Origin of the sequence: Photobacterium pectinilyticum (assembly GCF_024357955.1) — a bacterium.
Classification (GTDB): domain Bacteria; phylum Pseudomonadota; class Gammaproteobacteria; order Enterobacterales; family Vibrionaceae; genus Photobacterium; species Photobacterium pectinilyticum.
Window position 1 is genome coordinate 1 of sequence record NZ_JANEYT010000089.1, and the last position, 18,931, is coordinate 18,931.

At 44.9% G+C, this 18,931-nt stretch carries 16 protein-coding genes; 13 read left to right on the top strand and 3 right to left on the bottom strand.

Features of this window, described 5'->3' with window-relative positions:
- The first annotated feature begins 154 nt into the window (after positions 1-154).
- From rfbB to NHN17_RS22480, 7 genes are all read left to right on the top strand, one after another.
- A complete protein-coding gene (gene rfbB, locus NHN17_RS22450) occupies positions 155-1,165 on the top strand; it encodes a dTDP-glucose 4,6-dehydratase (RefSeq protein WP_255044882.1) in 1,011 nt (336 codons plus the stop codon).
- A gap of 122 nt (positions 1,166-1,287) precedes the next feature.
- Positions 1,288-1,716, top strand: coding sequence for an arsenate reductase/protein-tyrosine-phosphatase family protein (locus NHN17_RS22455; protein WP_039467550.1), 429 nt, complete (start codon positions 1,288-1,290; stop codon positions 1,714-1,716).
- 615 nt (positions 1,717-2,331) lie between these two features.
- Positions 2,332-2,508, top strand: a complete 177-nt coding sequence (locus tag NHN17_RS22460; RefSeq protein WP_255044883.1) for a hypothetical protein — start codon at positions 2,332-2,334, stop codon at positions 2,506-2,508.
- Between the two features lie 278 nt (positions 2,509-2,786).
- Positions 2,787-3,347, top strand: coding sequence for a hypothetical protein (locus NHN17_RS22465; protein ID WP_255044885.1), 561 nt, complete (start codon positions 2,787-2,789; stop codon positions 3,345-3,347).
- A gap of 9 nt (positions 3,348-3,356) precedes the next feature.
- Complete coding sequence (locus NHN17_RS22470; protein ID WP_255044886.1) at positions 3,357-5,693, top strand: hypothetical protein; 2,337 nt, start codon at positions 3,357-3,359, stop codon at positions 5,691-5,693.
- Positions 5,678-8,668, top strand: coding sequence for a tyrosine-type recombinase/integrase (locus NHN17_RS25995; RefSeq protein ID WP_255044887.1), 2,991 nt, complete (start codon positions 5,678-5,680; stop codon positions 8,666-8,668). Before NHN17_RS22470 ends, NHN17_RS25995 begins: the two co-directional genes overlap by 16 nt.
- Before the next feature lies 1 nt (position 8,669).
- The gene (locus tag NHN17_RS22480) at positions 8,670-9,896 is read left to right on the top strand and encodes a hypothetical protein (protein ID WP_255044888.1); all 1,227 of its coding nucleotides are present in this window, start codon (positions 8,670-8,672) and stop codon (positions 9,894-9,896) included.
- A 91-nt stretch (positions 9,897-9,987) separates the two neighbouring features.
- On the opposite strand, the gene NHN17_RS22485 is transcribed toward NHN17_RS22480, so the two are convergent.
- Positions 9,988-10,632, bottom strand: coding sequence for a hypothetical protein (locus NHN17_RS22485; protein WP_255044889.1), 645 nt, complete (start codon positions 10,630-10,632; stop codon positions 9,988-9,990).
- Positions 10,625-11,785, bottom strand: a complete 1,161-nt coding sequence (locus NHN17_RS22490; RefSeq protein WP_255044890.1) for a site-specific integrase — start codon at positions 11,783-11,785, stop codon at positions 10,625-10,627. The genes NHN17_RS22485 and NHN17_RS22490 overlap by 8 nt, the downstream gene beginning before the upstream one ends.
- Before the next feature lie 325 nt (positions 11,786-12,110).
- On the opposite strand from NHN17_RS22490, the gene NHN17_RS22495 reads away from it, so the two are divergent.
- The gene (locus NHN17_RS22495) at positions 12,111-12,260 is read left to right on the top strand and encodes a hypothetical protein (protein ID WP_255044891.1); all 150 of its coding nucleotides are present in this window, start codon (positions 12,111-12,113) and stop codon (positions 12,258-12,260) included.
- 193 nt (positions 12,261-12,453) lie between these two features.
- Here NHN17_RS22495 and NHN17_RS22500 read toward each other — a convergent pair whose 3' ends face one another.
- On the bottom strand, positions 12,454-13,359 hold the full coding sequence (locus NHN17_RS22500) for a LysR family transcriptional regulator (RefSeq protein WP_255044892.1): 906 nt from the start codon (positions 13,357-13,359) through the stop codon (positions 12,454-12,456).
- A gap of 205 nt (positions 13,360-13,564) precedes the next feature.
- On the opposite strand from NHN17_RS22500, the gene NHN17_RS22505 reads away from it, so the two are divergent.
- The 5 genes from NHN17_RS22505 to NHN17_RS22525 all read left to right on the top strand — a co-directional run bounded on the left by NHN17_RS22505 (position 13,565) and on the right by NHN17_RS22525 (position 18,865).
- Positions 13,565-14,299: a sulfite exporter TauE/SafE family protein gene (locus NHN17_RS22505; RefSeq protein WP_255044893.1), complete on the top strand. Its 735-nt coding sequence runs from the start codon at positions 13,565-13,567 to the stop codon at positions 14,297-14,299.
- 51 nt (positions 14,300-14,350) lie between these two features.
- Positions 14,351-15,529, top strand: a complete 1,179-nt coding sequence (serC, locus tag NHN17_RS22510; protein ID WP_255044894.1) for a 3-phosphoserine/phosphohydroxythreonine transaminase — start codon at positions 14,351-14,353, stop codon at positions 15,527-15,529.
- Between the two features lie 815 nt (positions 15,530-16,344).
- Positions 16,345-17,340: a TRAP transporter substrate-binding protein gene (locus NHN17_RS22515; RefSeq protein WP_255044895.1), complete on the top strand. Its 996-nt coding sequence runs from the start codon at positions 16,345-16,347 to the stop codon at positions 17,338-17,340.
- A 32-nt stretch (positions 17,341-17,372) separates the two neighbouring features.
- Positions 17,373-17,972, top strand: coding sequence for a TRAP transporter small permease (locus tag NHN17_RS22520; protein WP_255044896.1), 600 nt, complete (start codon positions 17,373-17,375; stop codon positions 17,970-17,972).
- Between the two features lie 44 nt (positions 17,973-18,016).
- The gene (locus NHN17_RS22525) at positions 18,017-18,865 is read left to right on the top strand and encodes a TRAP transporter large permease (protein ID WP_255044897.1); all 849 of its coding nucleotides are present in this window, start codon (positions 18,017-18,019) and stop codon (positions 18,863-18,865) included.
- The last annotated feature ends 66 nt before the right edge of the window (positions 18,866-18,931 follow it).

An 18,931-nucleotide genomic window follows, 5' to 3' on the forward strand; every position in this document is an offset into this window, starting at 1 on the left:
TGAGCCGGATATCGACTCTCTACTTCCTTGGAACTTCTCTCATTAATAATCGCCCCGTGGAATCATGGGGCGGATACAAAAATATCATGTGTTTGGACGGATTCTTGTAAGATAGTGTTATTGATAAACGCTTTGTGAAAAAAGAAAACGTCCTATGAAAGTCTTAGTGACAGGTGGAGCCGGCTTTATTGGTTCAGCGCTGATTCGCTATATCATTGGCAACACCAATGACAGTGTCGTGAATATCGATAAACTTACTTATGCGGGCGACCTGTCCTCATTGACCAGTGTCGAATCCAATTCTCGTTATGCATTTGAACAGGTCGATATTTGTGACCGAAATGCACTGGAAAGGGTGTTTCAACAATACCTACCGGATGTCGTTATGCATCTTGCAGCTGAAAGTCATGTTGATCGCTCCATTGGTGGCCCCGCGGCGTTTGTTGAAACCAATATCGTTGGCACATTTACGTTGTTAGAAGTGGCTAGGGGATACTGGTCAGGATTGGTCGATGGGGCGAAATCAGCGTTTAGGTTTCACCATATATCAACAGATGAAGTCTTCGGTGATCTAGATGCCGAAGGTGACCCATCTACAGAACGCTCCCCATACTTACCTAGTAGTCCCTATTCTGCCTCGAAGGCATCAAGTGATCATTTAGTCAGGGCGTGGCATCGTACTTACGGCTTACCTGTCGTTCTGTCAAATTGCTCGAACAATTACGGCCCATACCAACATCCTGAAAAGCTGATCCCCTTGATGATCAACAATGCGCTAGAAGGAGAAGTGCTACCGGTTTATGGAAATGGCCTGCAGATCCGTGATTGGCTCTTTGTTGATGACCATGTTAAAGCGTTATATGCCATTCTCACTAAGGGCCTGGTGGGAGAAACCTATAATGTTGGTGCAAGTAATGAAAAGAGTAACATCGAAGTGGTGACAGAGATTTGTGATGTACTTGAAGTGCTTGTACCGGATAAACCGAAGGGGATTGAAAAGTACCAAGATCTCATAACCCATGTCACAGACCGTCCCGGTCATGATAAGCGTTATGCCATTGATGCCTCAAAACTCTCCCTTGAACTTGGCTGGAAACCTACCGTTTCGTTCTCTGACGGTTTGTATAAAACGGTGGCATATTATCTGTCTACTCGTCGCCCCTAATGTGCTGAATATTTGAGACTGTTACGGTAGAATCTGGGACAGTTAAATTTGATGATAGCGGTGGGTACGGCAAATCTATGCTGACATTACTACACTCCATCGCATACAAAAAAAGGAACACTATGTTTAATAAAATTCTGGTGGTGTGCGTAGGCAATATCTGCCGTTCGCCGTCGGGTGAATACCTATTGAAGCATCATTTGCCAAACAAGCACATTGCCTCGGCGGGTGTTGGTGCGCTGGTGGGTAAACCGGCTGACAAAACTGCTGCTGAAGTCGCGCTTGAGCACGGTGTCAGTCTTGAAGGGCACGTAGCCCAGCAATTGACCAGCGAGCTTTGCCGCGATTACGATTTGATTTTGGTGATGGAAAAAGGCCACATCGAAGCGGTAACCAATATCGCGCCGGAAGCGCGTGGCAAAACCATGCTATTTGGTCAGTGGATTGGTCAAAAAGATATTCCTGACCCATACCGCCAGAGCCGCGAAGCGTTCGACTTTGCCTACGAGCTGATTGATGAATCAGCCAAAGCGTGGGCGAAGAAATTGTAAAAAAGAGAGCTGTAATAAAAAATTATTTTTTAAGCATGCTCGTTATAAGTAAGAACAACCTTCTGGCACTGAATTATATATTAGTGCCAGAAAAGCCACATTATATTATTTCCCAATAAACGCCATTTCTCTGTGTCAAACTTTTTCTGAACCCTACCTATCATTAATCTTTATAATCATTCTAAACATAGTAGGTAATGAAATTATTAGTAGTTGCACTCCCTGTATGTGCTGTATGTTTTTGAATAAATTTCACCCGAGAGATTACAAGTATGCAATTTTTTGCATAATTAGAATATCTTTGATGCATATCACGGATACAGTTAAGCACACTGAGGTATAGTGATATTCGTCCAAGTAATACATAAATTACATTGTAAAACGGTATTAAACATAGCAAGGAGTCGCTATGCATTATTTATATTGTCCGGTATGTGAGCGTGTAGAACATGTTTATCGGAATAAAAGAAATACCATAGAGCGTATCGTCAGACATCATTATGGCAAATACCAGTGTGCGTGTTGTTCGTCGGTGTTTTTATCTCACATGGCAAAGCAGGCCACGATTGTCATCAAACGAGGTGAGGTGAGCTATGAGCCTACGGAGTGATGCCAATGGTAGAGTTTGATGGAATTGATCACAAGATCAAAAGACGCTGCTACATCGAGCATCTGATGGATCTTCAGCGGCAATATCGTCAAGCCGCCTGTGATAGCAATAGAAACGAGATTGTGTATCTCGAAGAGGTTATCATTGAGGTCAAGCGTGAGTTAATGAGCAGCAAGCCTTAGATGAAATGATGTCATACTGAAAACGTGTTTAGAAAGTGTTTTTTTGCATTTAATTCAGACATAGCCGCTTCTTTGCCTATTGTTGCGTTTTCTAAACGCCGCATCGGTACTTTTGGGTACGTTCAATATCTCTTGGGGGTATATACGCCACTTTGTGGCCTCGATGACAGTAATTGCCTGTTTTATGTGACTTTTGACGATTTTTCCGGTGAATGTGTTTGCATGGTGTTGCGCATTGGCGTATGACTTTATAGAGGTCACCTCATAAAGGAGTCGCCATGGCGAAATGGCTGATAAAAAGCTTGCCGGTTAGTCAATTACACATACTGCCGTCCCCGTTGCGCGATGAATCCCAACATACTCGTCTGAAGGCACTATTTAGTACGTCCTCCAACACGTTCTTTTCCCGGTTGATGGACGCGATCATCCCCGTTCCTGTTATGAGCTTTAAGCGTCATTATTATCCATTGCGCCATATCCCTGAGCTAACACTTCTTGCCCAATATTACCCCGATGAGAAAATATCGGTCGTGGTCAAGGGCAGGGCGAATAGCCAAGAACAGATTCAGCAGCATAGCGCCACGGCACAATGGTTCGATTTACTGCATAGTCATGACTGTAAGGATCTCTTTGGGCTTCAAACTGAGTGGCTACATGCCTTTAATTTTCGGCCTCTTTTAAATCAAAAACAGCTGTGTGAACTATTGGAGTGCGAGAGGACGACCTTGTACAAACGCCATGATCGCCTCTTGCCTCGTTGGCAACCGTGCGATGAGGCGATACCAGCCCTACCTCCCGTCGACTTTGATAGTTTAACTGCGCATATACCCGATAAGTAAGGGGGACTCATGTACCCCATAGAACATATCGACAACGCGCTATATCCTCTGCCACGTGAGGGGATCTACCTCAACAGTCCCGAGCGACACTTACTGTGGGAGGTGCTCCGCATACCGCCGGATAGCCCTTATGCCGAGCATGCTATCCCGTTATATCTGCAATTTCATCATTGTTGTGGTGTGTTCGAGTCTGATGTCAATATATATTATCGCCGGCAGCGGCAGACGATAGTCTCACTGCTTGAGCAACTGCAGCCTAAAACAGCAGAGACACCGCCCTCCCTGCCAGCTACCCGCCAACAGCTCCGCACGTACCTTACTCATTATCCACTTTTTAGCAGCTTGTTACTCATTGGCAATGAAGACGATAGCAGCCAGCCTTGTTGGTTGTGGTTATTGGTCAGGCTATATCATGCGGTGGGGCCGGATGCTTACGACGTCTACTTGTTATTTGACCAGTTGCGAAGACGTTACCCCAAGGCTCTGCCTTTTCTCTCTATGGGGGTGTTGACTCAGGGGAGTCAGCATGAGCTTGCTCAAGCACTGAAGCAGCATACTCATCTAGCTGCTCTCGCATCACATGTTATCGCGAGACAAAAACGTGCTTCCCGCCAGCCTTATCAAGCCGACAATAACCATACAGGGACGGAACTTACGTGTGGTTTGTTGAGTGCAACCTTGCATACGACGAGTGATAGTGAGGGAAATGAAGGAGAGAGTTGGTTGGCAATGACGGCCAATCAGCCTCTTAATACCAAGGCGGCAAAACGGCAGTTTGCGTTGCAAGGCAGTGGGATGGCCAGAGCCATTGGCCGTGCGAACCAGTCATTGCCAGCCAGCTCGTCCGTGTTAACACCTTCAGAGCTGAGGATCTTTATCATTCATGCTTGTCCGGCGATATTGGAGGGGGAATGGTTGGCCATTGCTCCCCGCGAGCGTAAGTATTGGTTAGTGTTTTGGCTGTCGCTGCTGGGGCGAGCGGACATTGATACGCCCGTACATAACTTACGCGGTAAGCAAAAGCAGGCACTGTCATCTCCTGCTTTTTTATATGAACTCGACACCCTCAATGGGTGTATTGTTTCTTTGCAGCTTGGGGCTGATCTTGTAAAGGGCGCCAAGCCTGAACAAGGGGATAAGCGGTATTGCTCCGCTCAGTACGATTGGTCGTTGATGTTGCCCTGGCCGATACAAAGCTTGTTTAACCTGATCTTGCGTGAACTGCCGAGCCACCGTCGAAATGGTCAGACACTTTCTCAGGTGCTATTGCTGTCCAGCGAGGATTATGGATGCTGGCTCAAGGCGCAGATCAAAGCCGTGACACCGTCTGTGCCTTTTTCACTGACACCGTCAGCCCTTCATCAGTCATTTGTTCATTTTTCCCGTGAGCAGGTACCGGATACTGCCTTGGCGTTGCTTACCGGTAAAGGTTGTGTCCAATCACATTACATCAACCAGCAAATCACCAGGGTCAGTGGGCAAATCCGCCAGTGTTGGCAATGGTTCTTAACGGAGATTGGCGTCACAAGGGCATTGGATTCGAGCAGTGAAACGCATGTCAGTATGACATGGGGGGTGGACACATATCACGAGCAAGTCGGCTCAGCACTGACATTACGAAAAGAGCTACTGTGCCCGATATTCTCGGCCATTTTGCCGGCGCCTGATCCTAAATTATGGCTCTTATGTCGACGTCAGCCTCAGCATTTGCAAGAGAAAAGCGAACGACTGGCTTTGTACCTCCACCTTCGAGCGGCCATCACCATGGCATTGCGGCCGGTAAGTCATCCCTATCCCGATATTAGCCATATGGCCTTTGAGACGGGTTTGCTGACCGTGCAGGATAAACGCAGCCATCATCATGATGAGCGGCGAGTGATTGTGGCCGATCCCATGCTGATGCTTCTGCTCAAGCGGTATGTGCAATGGCAAGATCACTGGTTTCCCCTGGCGGTTGATCACAAGCCGCTTCGGTTATGTGTCTTTGATGGTGAAAAGGCAGAGCCATTGAGCAAGCCTGTGGTGAGCCGCCTGCTTGAGAGATATGTGGGTGACAGCACGTTAGGTGGATTTCGTCACCTGTCTGCGTCGTTGTGGTTGGAGGCCAATGACGCGTCGTTTGAAACGCCCTTTATTCAGTCCTCACTCAATCAGCTACTTAATCACTTCCAGCGTGGGCAAAGCCCACTCGGCACTTACTCTTTGCTATCTCTCAACCAAGTCACGGTTTACCAACAGCAAGGCTTGGTGGATGTTGTCGCGCCCTTTGATGACTATGACAAGCAGGCACTGGCTGTGCTGAAGTGCCTGTTAACGGATAAGGGGGGCGGGTGGAACGTTGGTTGACCTATTTTGAATCCCAGATGGCACATGAGTCCTTGGGGGTCAGAGACGCGATCGCTGAAGCGTTATCCTGGCTTAATCAGCATGCCTCGCAAACGTTGGCGGATAAGCCACTGACGGATAGGGCATTGTCTCGCGTTGCGGGAGCGCTTTATCGCCACGCGACCACACGGGATGAGCTGACAGCGTTCCAGACGGTGCTGACCTTATTGTGGGAGCGTCAGGTTGAGTGCAATCCGTCATTGCGCCAACCGGAGATGTGGCGGCCTCTACCGCCACAGCGGCCGACGGTGATCCAACAACAACTGCCCGTTGGACTGATTGAACGATTGGTGTCACATTTACTGAGGCCGCTGAACGAACGGGGGGAGTGGGCGGATCTGAATGCGTCGCCTAACCAAGGTCAAGCGGCGGTTGATGAGGCCGAAGCCGGGCGTTGGTTGCTAATCGTCGCTTGGGAGAGCGGGGTAGAATCACTTGCCACTTTGAAGGCTATCGCCAACGCCCCACTCTCGCGTTGGGTGAGTGTGACATCGCCAGCCCTATTGACGCTCTATTTGCCGGATGAAACCCAAAGGGTGTGGCTGGGCGCGGTGGGGAGTGCGCTGATGGGGTATTTGCGCTCAAAACGTATTTGGAGAGCGGTTCAACGCTGCCCCGAGAGGTGTATTGCGGCTTGGCTTGAGCGACAGAAAGCCACGGGTTGCCCAGCATGGGTACAGGAGAGGCTAGGTGGGCTTCGGATCAGTCAGTTGGTAAGGGATATTGGCCTGCTCAGCCGCAGTATTGGTTTGCGTGGGATGTGGCAACATTACACCCCGCTGGCGGATCCGGTGATGATCAGAGCGTTAAGTGGCCAGTATTCGTCTGTCTCGACGGGGAAATCACCCAGCCTGCCGATTGACCCATTGCCTGAATGCCACCCTGCGTCCTTTCACAAAGAGTCCCCTTATCACCGGCAGTTTCGTGCCTACTTGGAAGAGTATCAGCGTATAAACCCCAAGGATAAACGCACCCATCGCACTTATAAGCAAATATTGACTGATCTGCAGACGTTAGCGGCTCAACCCATGTCACGGGCGAGCTTGTTGGCCTTTCGTTGGTTGATTGCGTTGTTTGCCCATGGCTCGGCGTGGAAGGACAAGCTAGCCGCCAGCACCTTGCTGACGTATCACTCCAGCATTAAGTCATTTATCAAGGTGGCTTGGCCAGATGACGCGGTATTCGAGGCGTCGACGGAGGCATTTCAGACCATTTGCCAGCAGGGGCTCGAGCAGTTTGAACAGGCAGAGGCGCAATATACCGTACTGCGCTTCTTGCAGTTTTGTCAGCGCCACCCTGACATGCCTGCCTTTGAGCTTGAGGAGCTCAGTATTCTTAGCTCAAGGGGGATGGTGCGGGCCAATTACTTGGCGCCTGCGCATTTTGATGATCTTTGCCGGCTGTTCGCCCAAGGCAAAGGGGCGTTTGAACAGCAAATCGTGTTGTTCATGCAGCTTTGTTATTACGCCGCCTTGCGTGAGGATGAGGCACTATCGTTGCGGTGTCAGGACATCGGCTTTGATACCGGGATGATTTATATCACGGCGGCCAAGCGACGAAAATCGCCCCATGCGGTTCGCAAGATCCCGATGGCGTTGTTACCACCTTTTGTTATCAAAGCGCTGGGAAGGCAGTGCTCGGCTCAATCCAATCAATGTTCTGCTGAAGATACCCTCCTGTTTGACCACTGGCATTACCCATCGTTGGAAGTGCAGTTCATCAATTTTGCCCGTGAAGCTTTAGGTGATGCGACGTTGGTGACACACAGCCTACGTCATAGCGGGGCCAACAATTGGGTGGTGATGATGAGCATGCTGGCCTTTGACTATCAACCACATGAAAGGGAAAGGCCATTCTTTCTTCGCCATTCCCTGTTTGAGCCTGAGCAGCTTCAAGGTATCAAAGGCATGTTGACTTCGATGGGGTACCCGGTGTCGGTGTATTTTCCTGTCTTGGAATGGGTCAGTGAACGGGTGGGTCACGCTGGGCCGGCCACCACCTTTACCGTCTACCTTCATCTGCTTGACTGGTTATGCTTGGCGTTGACCGCTGAGCCTATTGTGTTACTAAAGCGAGATGTTAGACGGTGGTTATCGTCTTCGAATTATTCGTTTGAATTGCAAAAACAGATTTTTATCCCACAATGCCCGATACCATCGCTCGATCAAGGTAAGCCTGACCGGTTATTGAAAGATACCCATCTCCACCATCGTGATGGAGCTCACTTAGCAGGTGTCATCGAGCCTGATGCTTTAAAGCGGGTTGCGATTAAGCGATTGAAAGGCGTGCAACGGTTTGCCGTAAAAGTGCTCCCTCAGGAAGTCCCCGACGCGGAGACAACCATCACATTTAGCCAATTCGTTGCGGCAATTCGCCATGCCTGTTTAGGTGGCGCCGATGTGCATTTGCCTGAAGGGGTACAGGTTTGGTTGTCGCATTATGAGGCATCTTTGCCTCGGTTTGTTCTATCAACCCGCCAGCAACCGGCGTGGTTAAGGCTATGTCAGTGTCTCGAAAGTGGCTGGTCATCACGTACATTGTTGATGATAAACAGTATTAAGCATTTGCGAAAGGCTGTTATGAATGGCGAAGCAGTGACGACAATTCGGCAAATGAACAGGGTGCTACGTGGCTATCGGGCTTTAGGGTTGCAACACTTGACCATAGCGGTTTATGTCAATGAATCAGGGCAAACTAACATGGCACTGTGGCAAGGTGTGATTGAACGATATGGCAGTCAGGTGGAGTGGAAGCCGTGCGAGCATAAACGGATCAGTGCGGCGCTAAAACCTTACCGTTTGGGGTGGCCGTTATGGCATGAGTTAGGGGCTATCTTGGGTTTAGTTGTGGCTTATGACGATTACTGCCAATCCATAACCCGTAAAAGTATGGCTAAAGGGCGCGGTGATGTCTGTGTTTTTACGGGGGAGGCATGAAATGAGCATGACACTTATTTTGGAACGCGGATGGAATAAGGATATCTTGCACTTTCTCCAGCAGGATGTGGTGCATACAAATCATCCATTCGTTATGTTGAGGGTAGAGCCGGAGGCAAAATTTTTAACATTGACGTCAACTCTAGGTTCACGATCTAACTTCCAAGTGACTTACCGTTGGCGAATAAAGAAGAATTTTTTAACGAAGGCGTGGTGCTATAAAATAGCCGCGAAAGGGTTAATCAACTCTGTCAAACTACTCGATCCTAAGCACCCTATTGCGATGAAGGTCAGCGAAGGTCAAATTTATCTCCAGTCAAGCGGGGAGCCGGATTTGTTAGGGGATGTTAACTTAGCGGATAATGGAGCTAAGCACTGGCTGGAATGGGTGTCAGATGAAGAGGACCGAAATTTCGAACAAATACCAGTAAGGGATCCTTTGATATATGAAATGTCAGCTTCGAAGTTAGGACAGAAACTGATAACGGTGGCTCAATACCTTAAGCTGACACCAAAAGAGCATCATTACGGCTCAGAACCCAAACAGGCTCCAAACCTACAATTTACCTTTTCACACCCAAATGCAATGTTACACGGGGAGGCTTCTGGCAATATGGTAGCTATCACGTTACCTGTTAATCGTCCTCGTAATGAAAGCGTTTGTACAAAGAGAGCTGCTGTTTCGCTGGGCAGCGACATTGCATTCAAAGTGGCCAAGCCGTTACTGGCATGTACTGGAGATGTCAGGATTGTGATAATGGATAACCAATTGCGAATCGAGGAGAAAGATTGGTCGATATCGATGGGGTTGGCAGAGGCTCGCTGGAATGGCCGGGATATAGATAAAAACATTAAACAGCTACCTGAGCCCAATTGGTATGAATTACCTGCTGATAAATTAATTAATGTATTGCCAACGCTAGCAGTAGCGAATAATCCTGAAAAAGAAAAGCTGACTGTTGAAACGTGCGAAGCTACAAACCCACATGAGTTTATATTGAGTATGAATCAGGATCATGTTGGGGCCATGGTATCCGTTAAGGTTGCCCATCCATTCAGTCCAGACATAGATATTAGTTTTAACTATGCCTGCTTTGAGCACATCCTTAAGACATTATCGCTCTCATCATACTGGGCTTTTTCGATAAAAAGGCGAGGGTTGGTTTTTTGCAACAGGGAAAGAAGCATTTACTTTTTAATGTCTTGTACGGGTAGAAGACGTTGTTGATGTAAGTAGGCCTTGTAGACTGCTCCTAGCAAGGCCTGTATTTTGAATCAGCTTATGGACGATAATGATATATCGTCTCTTGGTCGATCGTTTAAGCAAATTGCTTGTTATCAAAATGACGAAGTACCTGCGGAATTAACGGCCGCCACTCATGTTGGTACTCAAATGGATTGTGGTTAACTGGCTTGTTACTGAGAACAAGGCACCTTTTACGCACATGGTCGATGGCGATGATCTCCATGTTGTGACCATAGAGTTCATCCCATTGCCCTGAGTCCATAAGCATTTGGCTGATGATGACAACGAGTGTCCGTTTTAGGTGCCATTGCCAAAGCGTGTCCAATGCTTGTTGGTAGCCGTTGATGGCACAACGAGAAGACTCATAGTAATACAGTAGAAACAACATATCGGGGACGGTGTATAACGACAGCAGCCAGTTGGGTGTTAACCAATAAGGAGAGTGAGAAATCTCGTGACCTAAGGGTGCGAACAAATGGCAAAGCTGTTGCTTTTTCGCCAGCACCTTGAAGCGGTGTTGTCCATAGCGGCTTAGCTCCTGTTGCAACCCTGCAGAAGGAACGCTGCCCAAAGGTTGCCTACTGGCTTTGAGCAAATGCAGTAATTCTGCAGACTGCGCACCAAGGGCGGTCAAGGTAATGAGGGCTTCAGCCTCGACATTCGTATTTTCTGCTCGAAGATGATGCCAAAGGGCGGTAACACTGATGAGCCTATCCATTTCGGCCCCCTGTCATCATGGCATCAAACGCACTGCCATCTTGTCTTGCCGCATTAATGACGTATGGGGCATACACTTCATAAAGCATCTGGGTCGAGCTGTGGCCGAGCAGGCGAGACACATAAAGCGGGTTTTCGTGCGCCGCTAAATGAAGTACGGCCGCGGTATGGCGGGTTTCGTACCCACGGCGCTTAGGCAGGCCCACTTTCTTCAAGGTGGGATACCAGACTTTCTTATTGATAAAACGGGTGTCGAGCGGACAACCTTTTGGGTGGGTGAAGACAAACTCAGACGGGCTGTATTCTACCGCCCTTCTCAGCGCGGCTTCCACCGTTGGCGTCATGATGATATCCCGGTTGGATTTGGGCGTTTTGACCGAAGTGAGTTCACCCGCGACCCAATTTCGCCGTACACGAATGAGACCGTGGTTGAAATCGACACAGTCTTTTTTCAATCCGTGTACCTCACAGCTACGCATACCGGTATGGAAGCGGATGAGGTAATAGTCATGCCACAGGGGAGGAACCGCCGCCATGAAGCGCTGGACTTCCTCTTGGGTCATAGGATTGGGATCGCTAGGCTCTTCACGCAGAGGCTGTAGCCGTTCGAGTGGGTAGGGAAAATCAAATTCATCCGCCGCACTGTGCAAAATACTGATCAGCGGTACCAGGATAATATTGATCCGCTTGTTGCTCAATTTGCGCTTGCCGTCTTTGTTGGTCAGGGCGCATAGTTGGCTACGTAGGGTCTGCACATCTTTCAGGGTAATGGTATCGACCAGAGTATTTTTGAACGTAGGTAATAAATAGTTGTTCAAGATACTGTGAACACCTTTTAGGTAACTGTTTTTCCACTGGTGACTGTTTCTCTCCAGCCAAGCCTTGGTGTAAGTATCGAAGTAAGGTTCGGCGAAGGCAGGGTTGCGTGCTCTTTGCAATAACTCAAACTTCTCGACTTTCTTGCTGTGGGGGAAGAATTCTTTGTAATCAAAACTGCCCAGAGCCAGCTCAGCATTGAGCCGTTTGAGGACGGCTTTGGCTTTCTTGATGTTGGCAGGGGTTGCAGGCATGCCTGAGGTTTCGCGGAAGCGGACACCAAAGACACAGAGATCATACTGGATGATCCCGTTGGGGCGAATACGGATATTGGCCATCGGTTAACTCCATACAAAATAGTGTTTTACCGACAGGATCGCGTATACTCATCCCGTCGGCTGGTTTCGGGTTCTGTAAGGACTATTGATAGGCAGCCGACACGGGCTGAGATGGTTGCCGCCATCTCAGCCCAGCTGCAGTGCACCAAGTCTTCTATGCTTGGCCCATCCAGATTAGTACACGGCTGTTTATTTATCCAGTGTTTTTTTGTTTGATTTTTATGGCCGTCACGGGACATCTCAGTACAGTAAACTCGTGATCAAGCTGTGTTTATTCGCCTTTCCCCTATATACTTTAAAGGCATGATTTCGGCCTTGAGGTGTTATGAACCAAGAACAAAGAGAAGCGCAAGCGTTGCTTGAGCTATTAAAGCTCTCCCAACGAGATATTGAGGAGGGGCGAACTAATACAGTGAGTGAAGTGAAGGAAAGGCTCAAGTTGCGCCGCGATAAACTCAAGGCTATGAAGCTTTAAGCCAGTAGGCGATTAATCCGCTATGTCAGTTCAGCATGAAGCCGTGTAGACGCCTGTGGCGAGAATGTTCTTTCTGAGAAATGTGTTTCAGTCGCTATGCAACGTCTTTTGTTATGTGTTTATTTATCGAATGCTTCTGTGCGCCATACAGCCGTTTATGTGGTTACATAGTTCGTGCTTGGCTTCTTGGCAGTTAATGCTGGGTGAGTGAGAATTTTTCCCGTATAAAAACCAACAGCTGCGCTAATACTGGGGATAAGTTGTCATTACGCCATATCACCTGAGTCGGAATGGTATCTTCGATATCGTGAATATCTAAAACAACCGTCCCTTTTCTTACGTAATTACGTATACTGGATAGATGTAAGGTGATACCGATATTCGCACTAATAAAGCTCAAAATCGTGTCTGTATTATTCGCAGCTTGAATAACATTCGGGCGAAACCCATGCCGCATACAAATTGAATTAATATGATTGTTAAAGTGCTGCCAACCTATGTCATTCCCCATTATATAACCTTCACCCTTCAAATCATGAATAGCTACTGATGCTCTATCAGCTAAAGGGTGATGCTCTGATATTACAGCGACAATATTATCTCTATGAACTGTTATCCCTCTGAGATCGGGTAAGTCTATGGGACCTGTAACGAAACCAATATCTAACTTTTTATTATAGACTGACTCAATTTGCTGATTGGTAACCTCAAGTAATAGATCGAGTTTTACATCAGGGGCAACCTTCTTGAACTGAGCAATCACTGTTGGCAGTATACCGATAATCGCAGAATCCGTGTGGCCTATTCTGAGCACATCAATTTCACCACGCAGACTACGTTGAGCTAACCTCTGAGAGGCACTTAGGGTTGCCATTACTTGATACGCGCCTTTAAGAAAAATCTCCCCTTCTTTGGTCAGTTTAACTTTCCTGCTCGTTCTGACAAACAAATCAAATGTTAGGTGTTCCTCGAGTTGCCGGATGGAGCGACTTAATGCGGGCTGAGCAAAATTCAAATGCTCTGCTGCAGCTCTGAAATTTAACTCTTCAGCGACAGCAATAAAGTGACGAAGGTGACGTAGCTCATATTTCACACTCACATTGATACCTCAGATGCATCAATCAAGACCAAATTAACATTATACATGTCATGAAATGTCCTTTAATGTCAAGAAAAATGGGTATGACTGAATAACTGAGACAACAAGGCTACTGAGGATGCTTAACCACAGAGCAATATAAATTCTCAATTAATTATTCAATCGTATAGCTACGATTAATATTTTTATAGTATGAGTGTTTAACATGTCACCAGATCTAATCTTCATTCTTGGCTCCGTAGTTTTCCTTGCGGGTTTAATCCGAGGTTATACAGGATTTGGTTTTGCCGCCATTGCCGTTGTTGGTCTAAATCTGTATTTAACTCCGCAGCAAAGCATTCCTATAGTGCTGGGCTTAGATATTATTTGTAGTATTACTCTATGGAAGCAGGCGGTTGCTCAAGCAGATAAGAAAACCTTTAAGTTACTCACCACAGGTGCAATGATCGGGATCCCTATTGGTACCAGTTTATTATTCATCATACCAAGTCAATATCTGAAGATCCTCATCTGCACATTAATTTTCATTTTATCAATGTTATTAATTTTCGAGGTTAAGTTCAGTGGCGCGGATAAGAATTCTAGTAAATTTTTTTTTGGTTTAATGGCTGGTGCGGGAACGTCAAGTACTTCAGTAGGTGGACCGATGATTGTATCCTATATGTTATCAAGCACACTGACACCTGCAGTGCAGCGTGGAACAATGATTATGTACTTTGTGGTGAGTGAAACAATTGCAATGTGCGTTCTTTTCATTAATGGCCTACTAAACTTTGAGATATTGAAGTTTATTGGCATTTTACTTATCCCAACCTTAATTTCTGTCCGTTGCGGTCAATCGCTATTCAATTGGCGAAAACCGAGTTCTTTAAAGCATGTCGCACTGCCTATTATGCTGATGGTGGCCAGTTTAGGGATCAGTGCGTCTTTAGGGAAATAACCCGAATACGCACGATAGATTATTGTTATACAATACTTAGGAATAAAGAATATGAATAACTATATACACCCGGCTCTCATTGGCTCCTTAAGTGCAGCAGAAGATTCACAATCGCTAATAAATTTTAGCCCAGGTCCAACCTCATTACCCAAACCCGTTGAAGAAAACATTAAGCAAATTTTTAATAAAAAAGGATTAACCTCTTTAGCATTGTCTCACCGATCGCCTGAATTTATCGAAATTATAAACAATGCCACCGCATCAATTCGTGAGGTCATGCTAATACCCAACAACTACGAGATTCTCTTTACCCATGCCGGAGGGCATGGTCAGTTTGCAGCGGTGCCTCTGAACTTATGTCAGCGAACCTCAGATGTTGCGACCTATATCATTAATGGAACATGGTCTGCCAGAGCTGAAAATGAGGCAAAAAAATACTGTCAAACGCACGTTATCGATGGAAACGATCCTACCTCTGGCCAGTTCACAACATTCCCTGATTTAAATGAGAGCGATATCGATCCTGATAGTAAATATATCTATTTATGCTCGAATGAAACAGTAAATGGCATTGAGTTACATCGTTTACCTACATTGCCTGAATCGAGAAAACATATCCCACTGATTGTTGACGCAAGTTCTGACTTTTCAACCAAACCGATTGATTGGGATAAGGCAGGCGTCGGCGTACTATTCGCCTGCGCATCAAAAAACATTGGTCACCCGGGACTAACTGTGACAATTGTACGCAAAGACCTACTTGATAAGGCATCACCTTTCTGCCCAGAGGTGTTTAATTATACAACATTCAGTAAAGCCGGTAATTTATGGAATACACCAGCAACGTTTAACATCGAGGTTGTTGGATTTCTTATGGCATGGATCAAATCAATCGGAGGCGTGAATATAAATGAACAGCGCTGTATCGCAAAAGCTAAAGTATTATATGATGTCATTGACGGATCGAAGGGTTTCTATAGTACTCCTGTTGAAAATAAACAATTAAGAAGCAGAATGAACGTTCCGTTTAACATTAAAGGCGGGGATGAAAAATTAACAAATACGTTCTTAATCGAGAGCTGGGAAGCCGGAATGGTTGGCATGCGTACGCTCACCCCTTTTGGCGTAGGGGAATACTTGAGAGCAAGTTTATACAATAGTGTTTCTGAAGATGATGTACTAAAGTTGGTTAACTTTATGAAAGTTTTCGCAGAGAGAAATAACGACTAAAATTTGAACAGAATGCTAATTGAGTAGTATTCACTCGAACTATTAATTTGCGCTTACATAGAGTAAATACTACTTAATCCTCATCATATTTTCATACATATTTATTGAAATTTCATAAAATATAAAAATTAATTGTCTTTTACATTTGTTCAAGGTATTTAAGCAAGATCTACGTGAATTATTGATGGTTTCTATCAACCCTTTCATCACAGGTTTACATCATCAATAGTTGAAAGTTGCTTTCATTAACAAACAGATACCTTGATTCAGTTATTAACAATTTTTAGCGATATTTTTTAAACTGGATATGTCTGTGATGCTCATAACTGTTTTCTCTTTGAGACGTTACATTAAAGATAAAGCAATCATGATACTTAACGTGTCATCTATCGATTTTTAAGAACTAGATATTTATCTTTTCTATCGCAACCTCTAACTGCCACAGTGTCAAAAATAATCTCTTACATTAAATTTATTATAGTTGAATAACTTATAATACTTTTCAGAACAGTACTCAAATAACAACATTTTTACTTCGTCACTCAGTAAGGAAAAGTATATATTGCAGTCTCTTCGCACCGTTATGTATCACCTGCACCAGAATGATTCATTTTTAACGCAACCGATATATCATTAGATATAAGTATCGCATATATTATTTAAGCGTTATTATAAACAAAATTACATAAAAATATAGAGGTTTACACTGTTATATTATTAGACTTTTGGCCTAAGTATTGCATTAATAATTATCATGGATAAGTGAAATTTTCGCATCTTCTGCATGTAAGCATATACATAAATAAAGGATTAGCATGAAAAAATTAAATTCAAAATTATCTGTCAGTTTAATTGTTGGTGCATTGACTACATTTTCTACACAAGCGGCATCCGTCGTTATGAATGTTGGGTGGTCGACACCTGAGGATTCAGAGTATGGGATCCTAGCCAAAAAATTTAAGGCTCTAACCGAAGAGTATTCTAATGGTGAGATAACGGTTAAATTACATTGCTGTGGGCAAACGGGTACAGAGGATACCGCCTTTAACTCTCTTCGCCTAGGTATACAGGATGCCTACTTTATTACCAATAATAATATTTCACCGCATTGGCCATTAATGGATGTTTTCACTCTCCCTTATGTATTCGAAAATAAAGAACATGCCGCCAAAGTATTTTATGGTGATGTTGGTAAAGAAATTAGAGAATCTTTATATAAAGATACAAAAGTAACTATCTTAACATACGGTGGATTAACATATAGAGATATGTATAACTCCTCAAAAGAGATTAATAGCATCGAGGATATGAAAGGGTTAAAAATACGGGTTCCCAAAAACACGGTCATGATTGATACCTTTAAAGCATTTGGTGCTGAGCCTATTCCTCTAGCTTGGTCAGAAACACCAACGGCATTGCAAACACGAACGATAGATGGTGGCGATAATGGTACTACCGTTATAAAGGATTATAAGCTATATCAATTTGCGAATAATCTTACCATTTTAGATTACTTCATTTCTGTTTCTCCAATGCTGGCGAGTAATCGTTTTTTATCGAAACTAAATGATGATCAAAAAGAATTAGTTTTCAAAGCTGCCGAAGAAGCTGGGTTATATCAATCTGAAATTATGTACAAAAACACAAAACAGTCTAGAGAATGGTTAGTTAATAATGGAGGAATGACCATGTCAGAGCCGGATAAAACTGATTTCATTGCAGCGGCAAAACAGGTACAAAACTCAATTATAAGTAAAAGAAGCGGTGATTTTAAAGTGCTCGTAGAAAAGATACAAAACGATGCACCTTAAATACATTGCTTTAATATACGGGAGCACTGTGCATGACACTCTTCGATGAGTGTCGTTATCAAGCATGCCGTGTTTACATCCACTTCTCTCATCTTTTTTATAATTATGGTTTGCTTATGTTTTTATCTATATTAAAAAAAATTGAACGTTATTTCGAAGAATATATTGCCTGCGCATGTATTGTAACGGTTTCCGCTTGTGTCATCTTGCAAGTGATCCTGCGATATGCCTTCAATACCGGCCTTTCTTGGACTGAAGAACTCGCGAGCTTTGCTATGGTTTGGGCTGTCTACATGGGGGCCTCATTGGGGATCAGAGAACGATATCATGTGCGTATTCTTGCTTTTGTTGTCTTACTACCGAAGAAGATTAGTACTCTCTTTATTGCTTTAGGTGATGTCATATTATTACTCTTTTGCTTTTTTATGATCACTGTGGGTTATGAGTACCTTACGCTACTTTGGCAACAGCCTTCCTACTCACCATCATTAAATATCAGTATTTTCTGGCCTCATAGCATTGTGGTTCTTGGATATATTCTTATTTCACTAAGAATTCTACAGATATATATAAACTGGTTTAACTCAAATAAAGATTTTGCGCCTGGACTGCCTGATGAATATCGGAAGTAAATTACAATAAATCATATTTAATAAATAATTAAAGGAAAATACTCATGAGTGATATCAGTATTGTCTTGCTCGCTTTTGTCATATTAACCCTGATCGGGATCCCAATCTTTGCCACTGTGGGTATTGCAACGGCTCTTGCTATTTGGCTAATCGACTTACCATTTACCCTGCTCTCTCAAGTGGGTTATACCGCACTAGAACCTTTTCCATTACTGACAATCCCATTGTTCATCTTTGCAGGCCGTCTAATGGAAGTTAGCGGAATATCAGAAAGAATGATCGATGTTGCAAAGGTAATGATAGGCAACTATCGAGGCGGAATGGGAATGGTGTCTATTCTTGCTTGCACGCTTTTTGCCGCTTTGTCGGGCTCTGGGCCTGCGACTACAGCAGCAATCGGCAGCATTACGATCCCTGCAATGAAAAAGGAGGGCTATTCATCTCGATTTGCCGCCGCGGTCGTTGCCTCTGCCGGTGCATTGGGTAGTGTCATACCTCCGAGTAACTTACTTATTGTTTATGGTTTAGTTTCTGCAACATCAATTCCTATGCTGTTTATGGCTGGTCTTATCCCTGGGATGGTTATTGTATTTTTCTTGTTAGCCGTTTCATATGTTACGGCGAGGAAGAATAACTGGGGAATGATATCCGAAAAGTTTAATTGGAAGTGTTTCTTCAATGTTTTCTGGGAAGGGAAGTGGGCCTTAGGGACTCCCATCATTATTTTAGGTGGTATTTATGGCGGTGTATTTACCCCAACGGAAGCGGCTGGTGTCGCGGTTTTATACTCATTAATTGTCGGGAAGTACATATACAAGGGTCTCACTGCAGCAAACATATTGGCTAGTTTGAAGTTTACTGCACTGATATCTGGTTTATTATGGCGTTGTTGATCAATTCATCCTCGGGACGGCTCAGCCCCAAGGGCCTTTCTGGGGTTAGTTGACCATCTGACGAAC

Bases quoted from the DNA above. Each gene is read 5' to 3' on its own strand.
- NHN17_RS22520 (WP_255044896.1), top strand. From the start codon at position 17,373: ATGACACTCTTCGATGAGTGTCGTTATCAAGCATGCCGTGTTTACATC.
- NHN17_RS22455 (WP_039467550.1), top strand. From the start codon at position 1,288: ATGTTTAATAAAATTCTGGTGGTGTGCGTAGGCAATATCTGCCGTTCG.
- NHN17_RS22480 (WP_255044888.1), top strand. From the start codon at position 8,670: ATGAGCATGACACTTATTTTGGAACGCGGATGGAATAAGGATATCTTG.
- NHN17_RS22465 (WP_255044885.1), top strand. From the start codon at position 2,787: ATGGCGAAATGGCTGATAAAAAGCTTGCCGGTTAGTCAATTACACATA.
- NHN17_RS22485 (WP_255044889.1), bottom strand. From the start codon at position 10,632: ATGGATAGGCTCATCAGTGTTACCGCCCTTTGGCATCATCTTCGAGCA.
- NHN17_RS22460 (WP_255044883.1), top strand. From the start codon at position 2,332: ATGGTAGAGTTTGATGGAATTGATCACAAGATCAAAAGACGCTGCTAC.
- rfbB (WP_255044882.1), top strand. From the start codon at position 155: ATGAAAGTCTTAGTGACAGGTGGAGCCGGCTTTATTGGTTCAGCGCTG.
- NHN17_RS22525 (WP_255044897.1), top strand. From the start codon at position 18,017: ATGAGTGATATCAGTATTGTCTTGCTCGCTTTTGTCATATTAACCCTG.
- NHN17_RS22470 (WP_255044886.1), top strand. From the start codon at position 3,357: ATGTACCCCATAGAACATATCGACAACGCGCTATATCCTCTGCCACGT.
- NHN17_RS22490 (WP_255044890.1), bottom strand. From the start codon at position 11,785: ATGGCCAATATCCGTATTCGCCCCAACGGGATCATCCAGTATGATCTC.
- serC (WP_255044894.1), top strand. From the start codon at position 14,351: ATGAATAACTATATACACCCGGCTCTCATTGGCTCCTTAAGTGCAGCA.
- NHN17_RS22505 (WP_255044893.1), top strand. From the start codon at position 13,565: ATGTCACCAGATCTAATCTTCATTCTTGGCTCCGTAGTTTTCCTTGCG.
- NHN17_RS22495 (WP_255044891.1), top strand. From the start codon at position 12,111: ATGAACCAAGAACAAAGAGAAGCGCAAGCGTTGCTTGAGCTATTAAAG.
- NHN17_RS22515 (WP_255044895.1), top strand. From the start codon at position 16,345: ATGAAAAAATTAAATTCAAAATTATCTGTCAGTTTAATTGTTGGTGCA.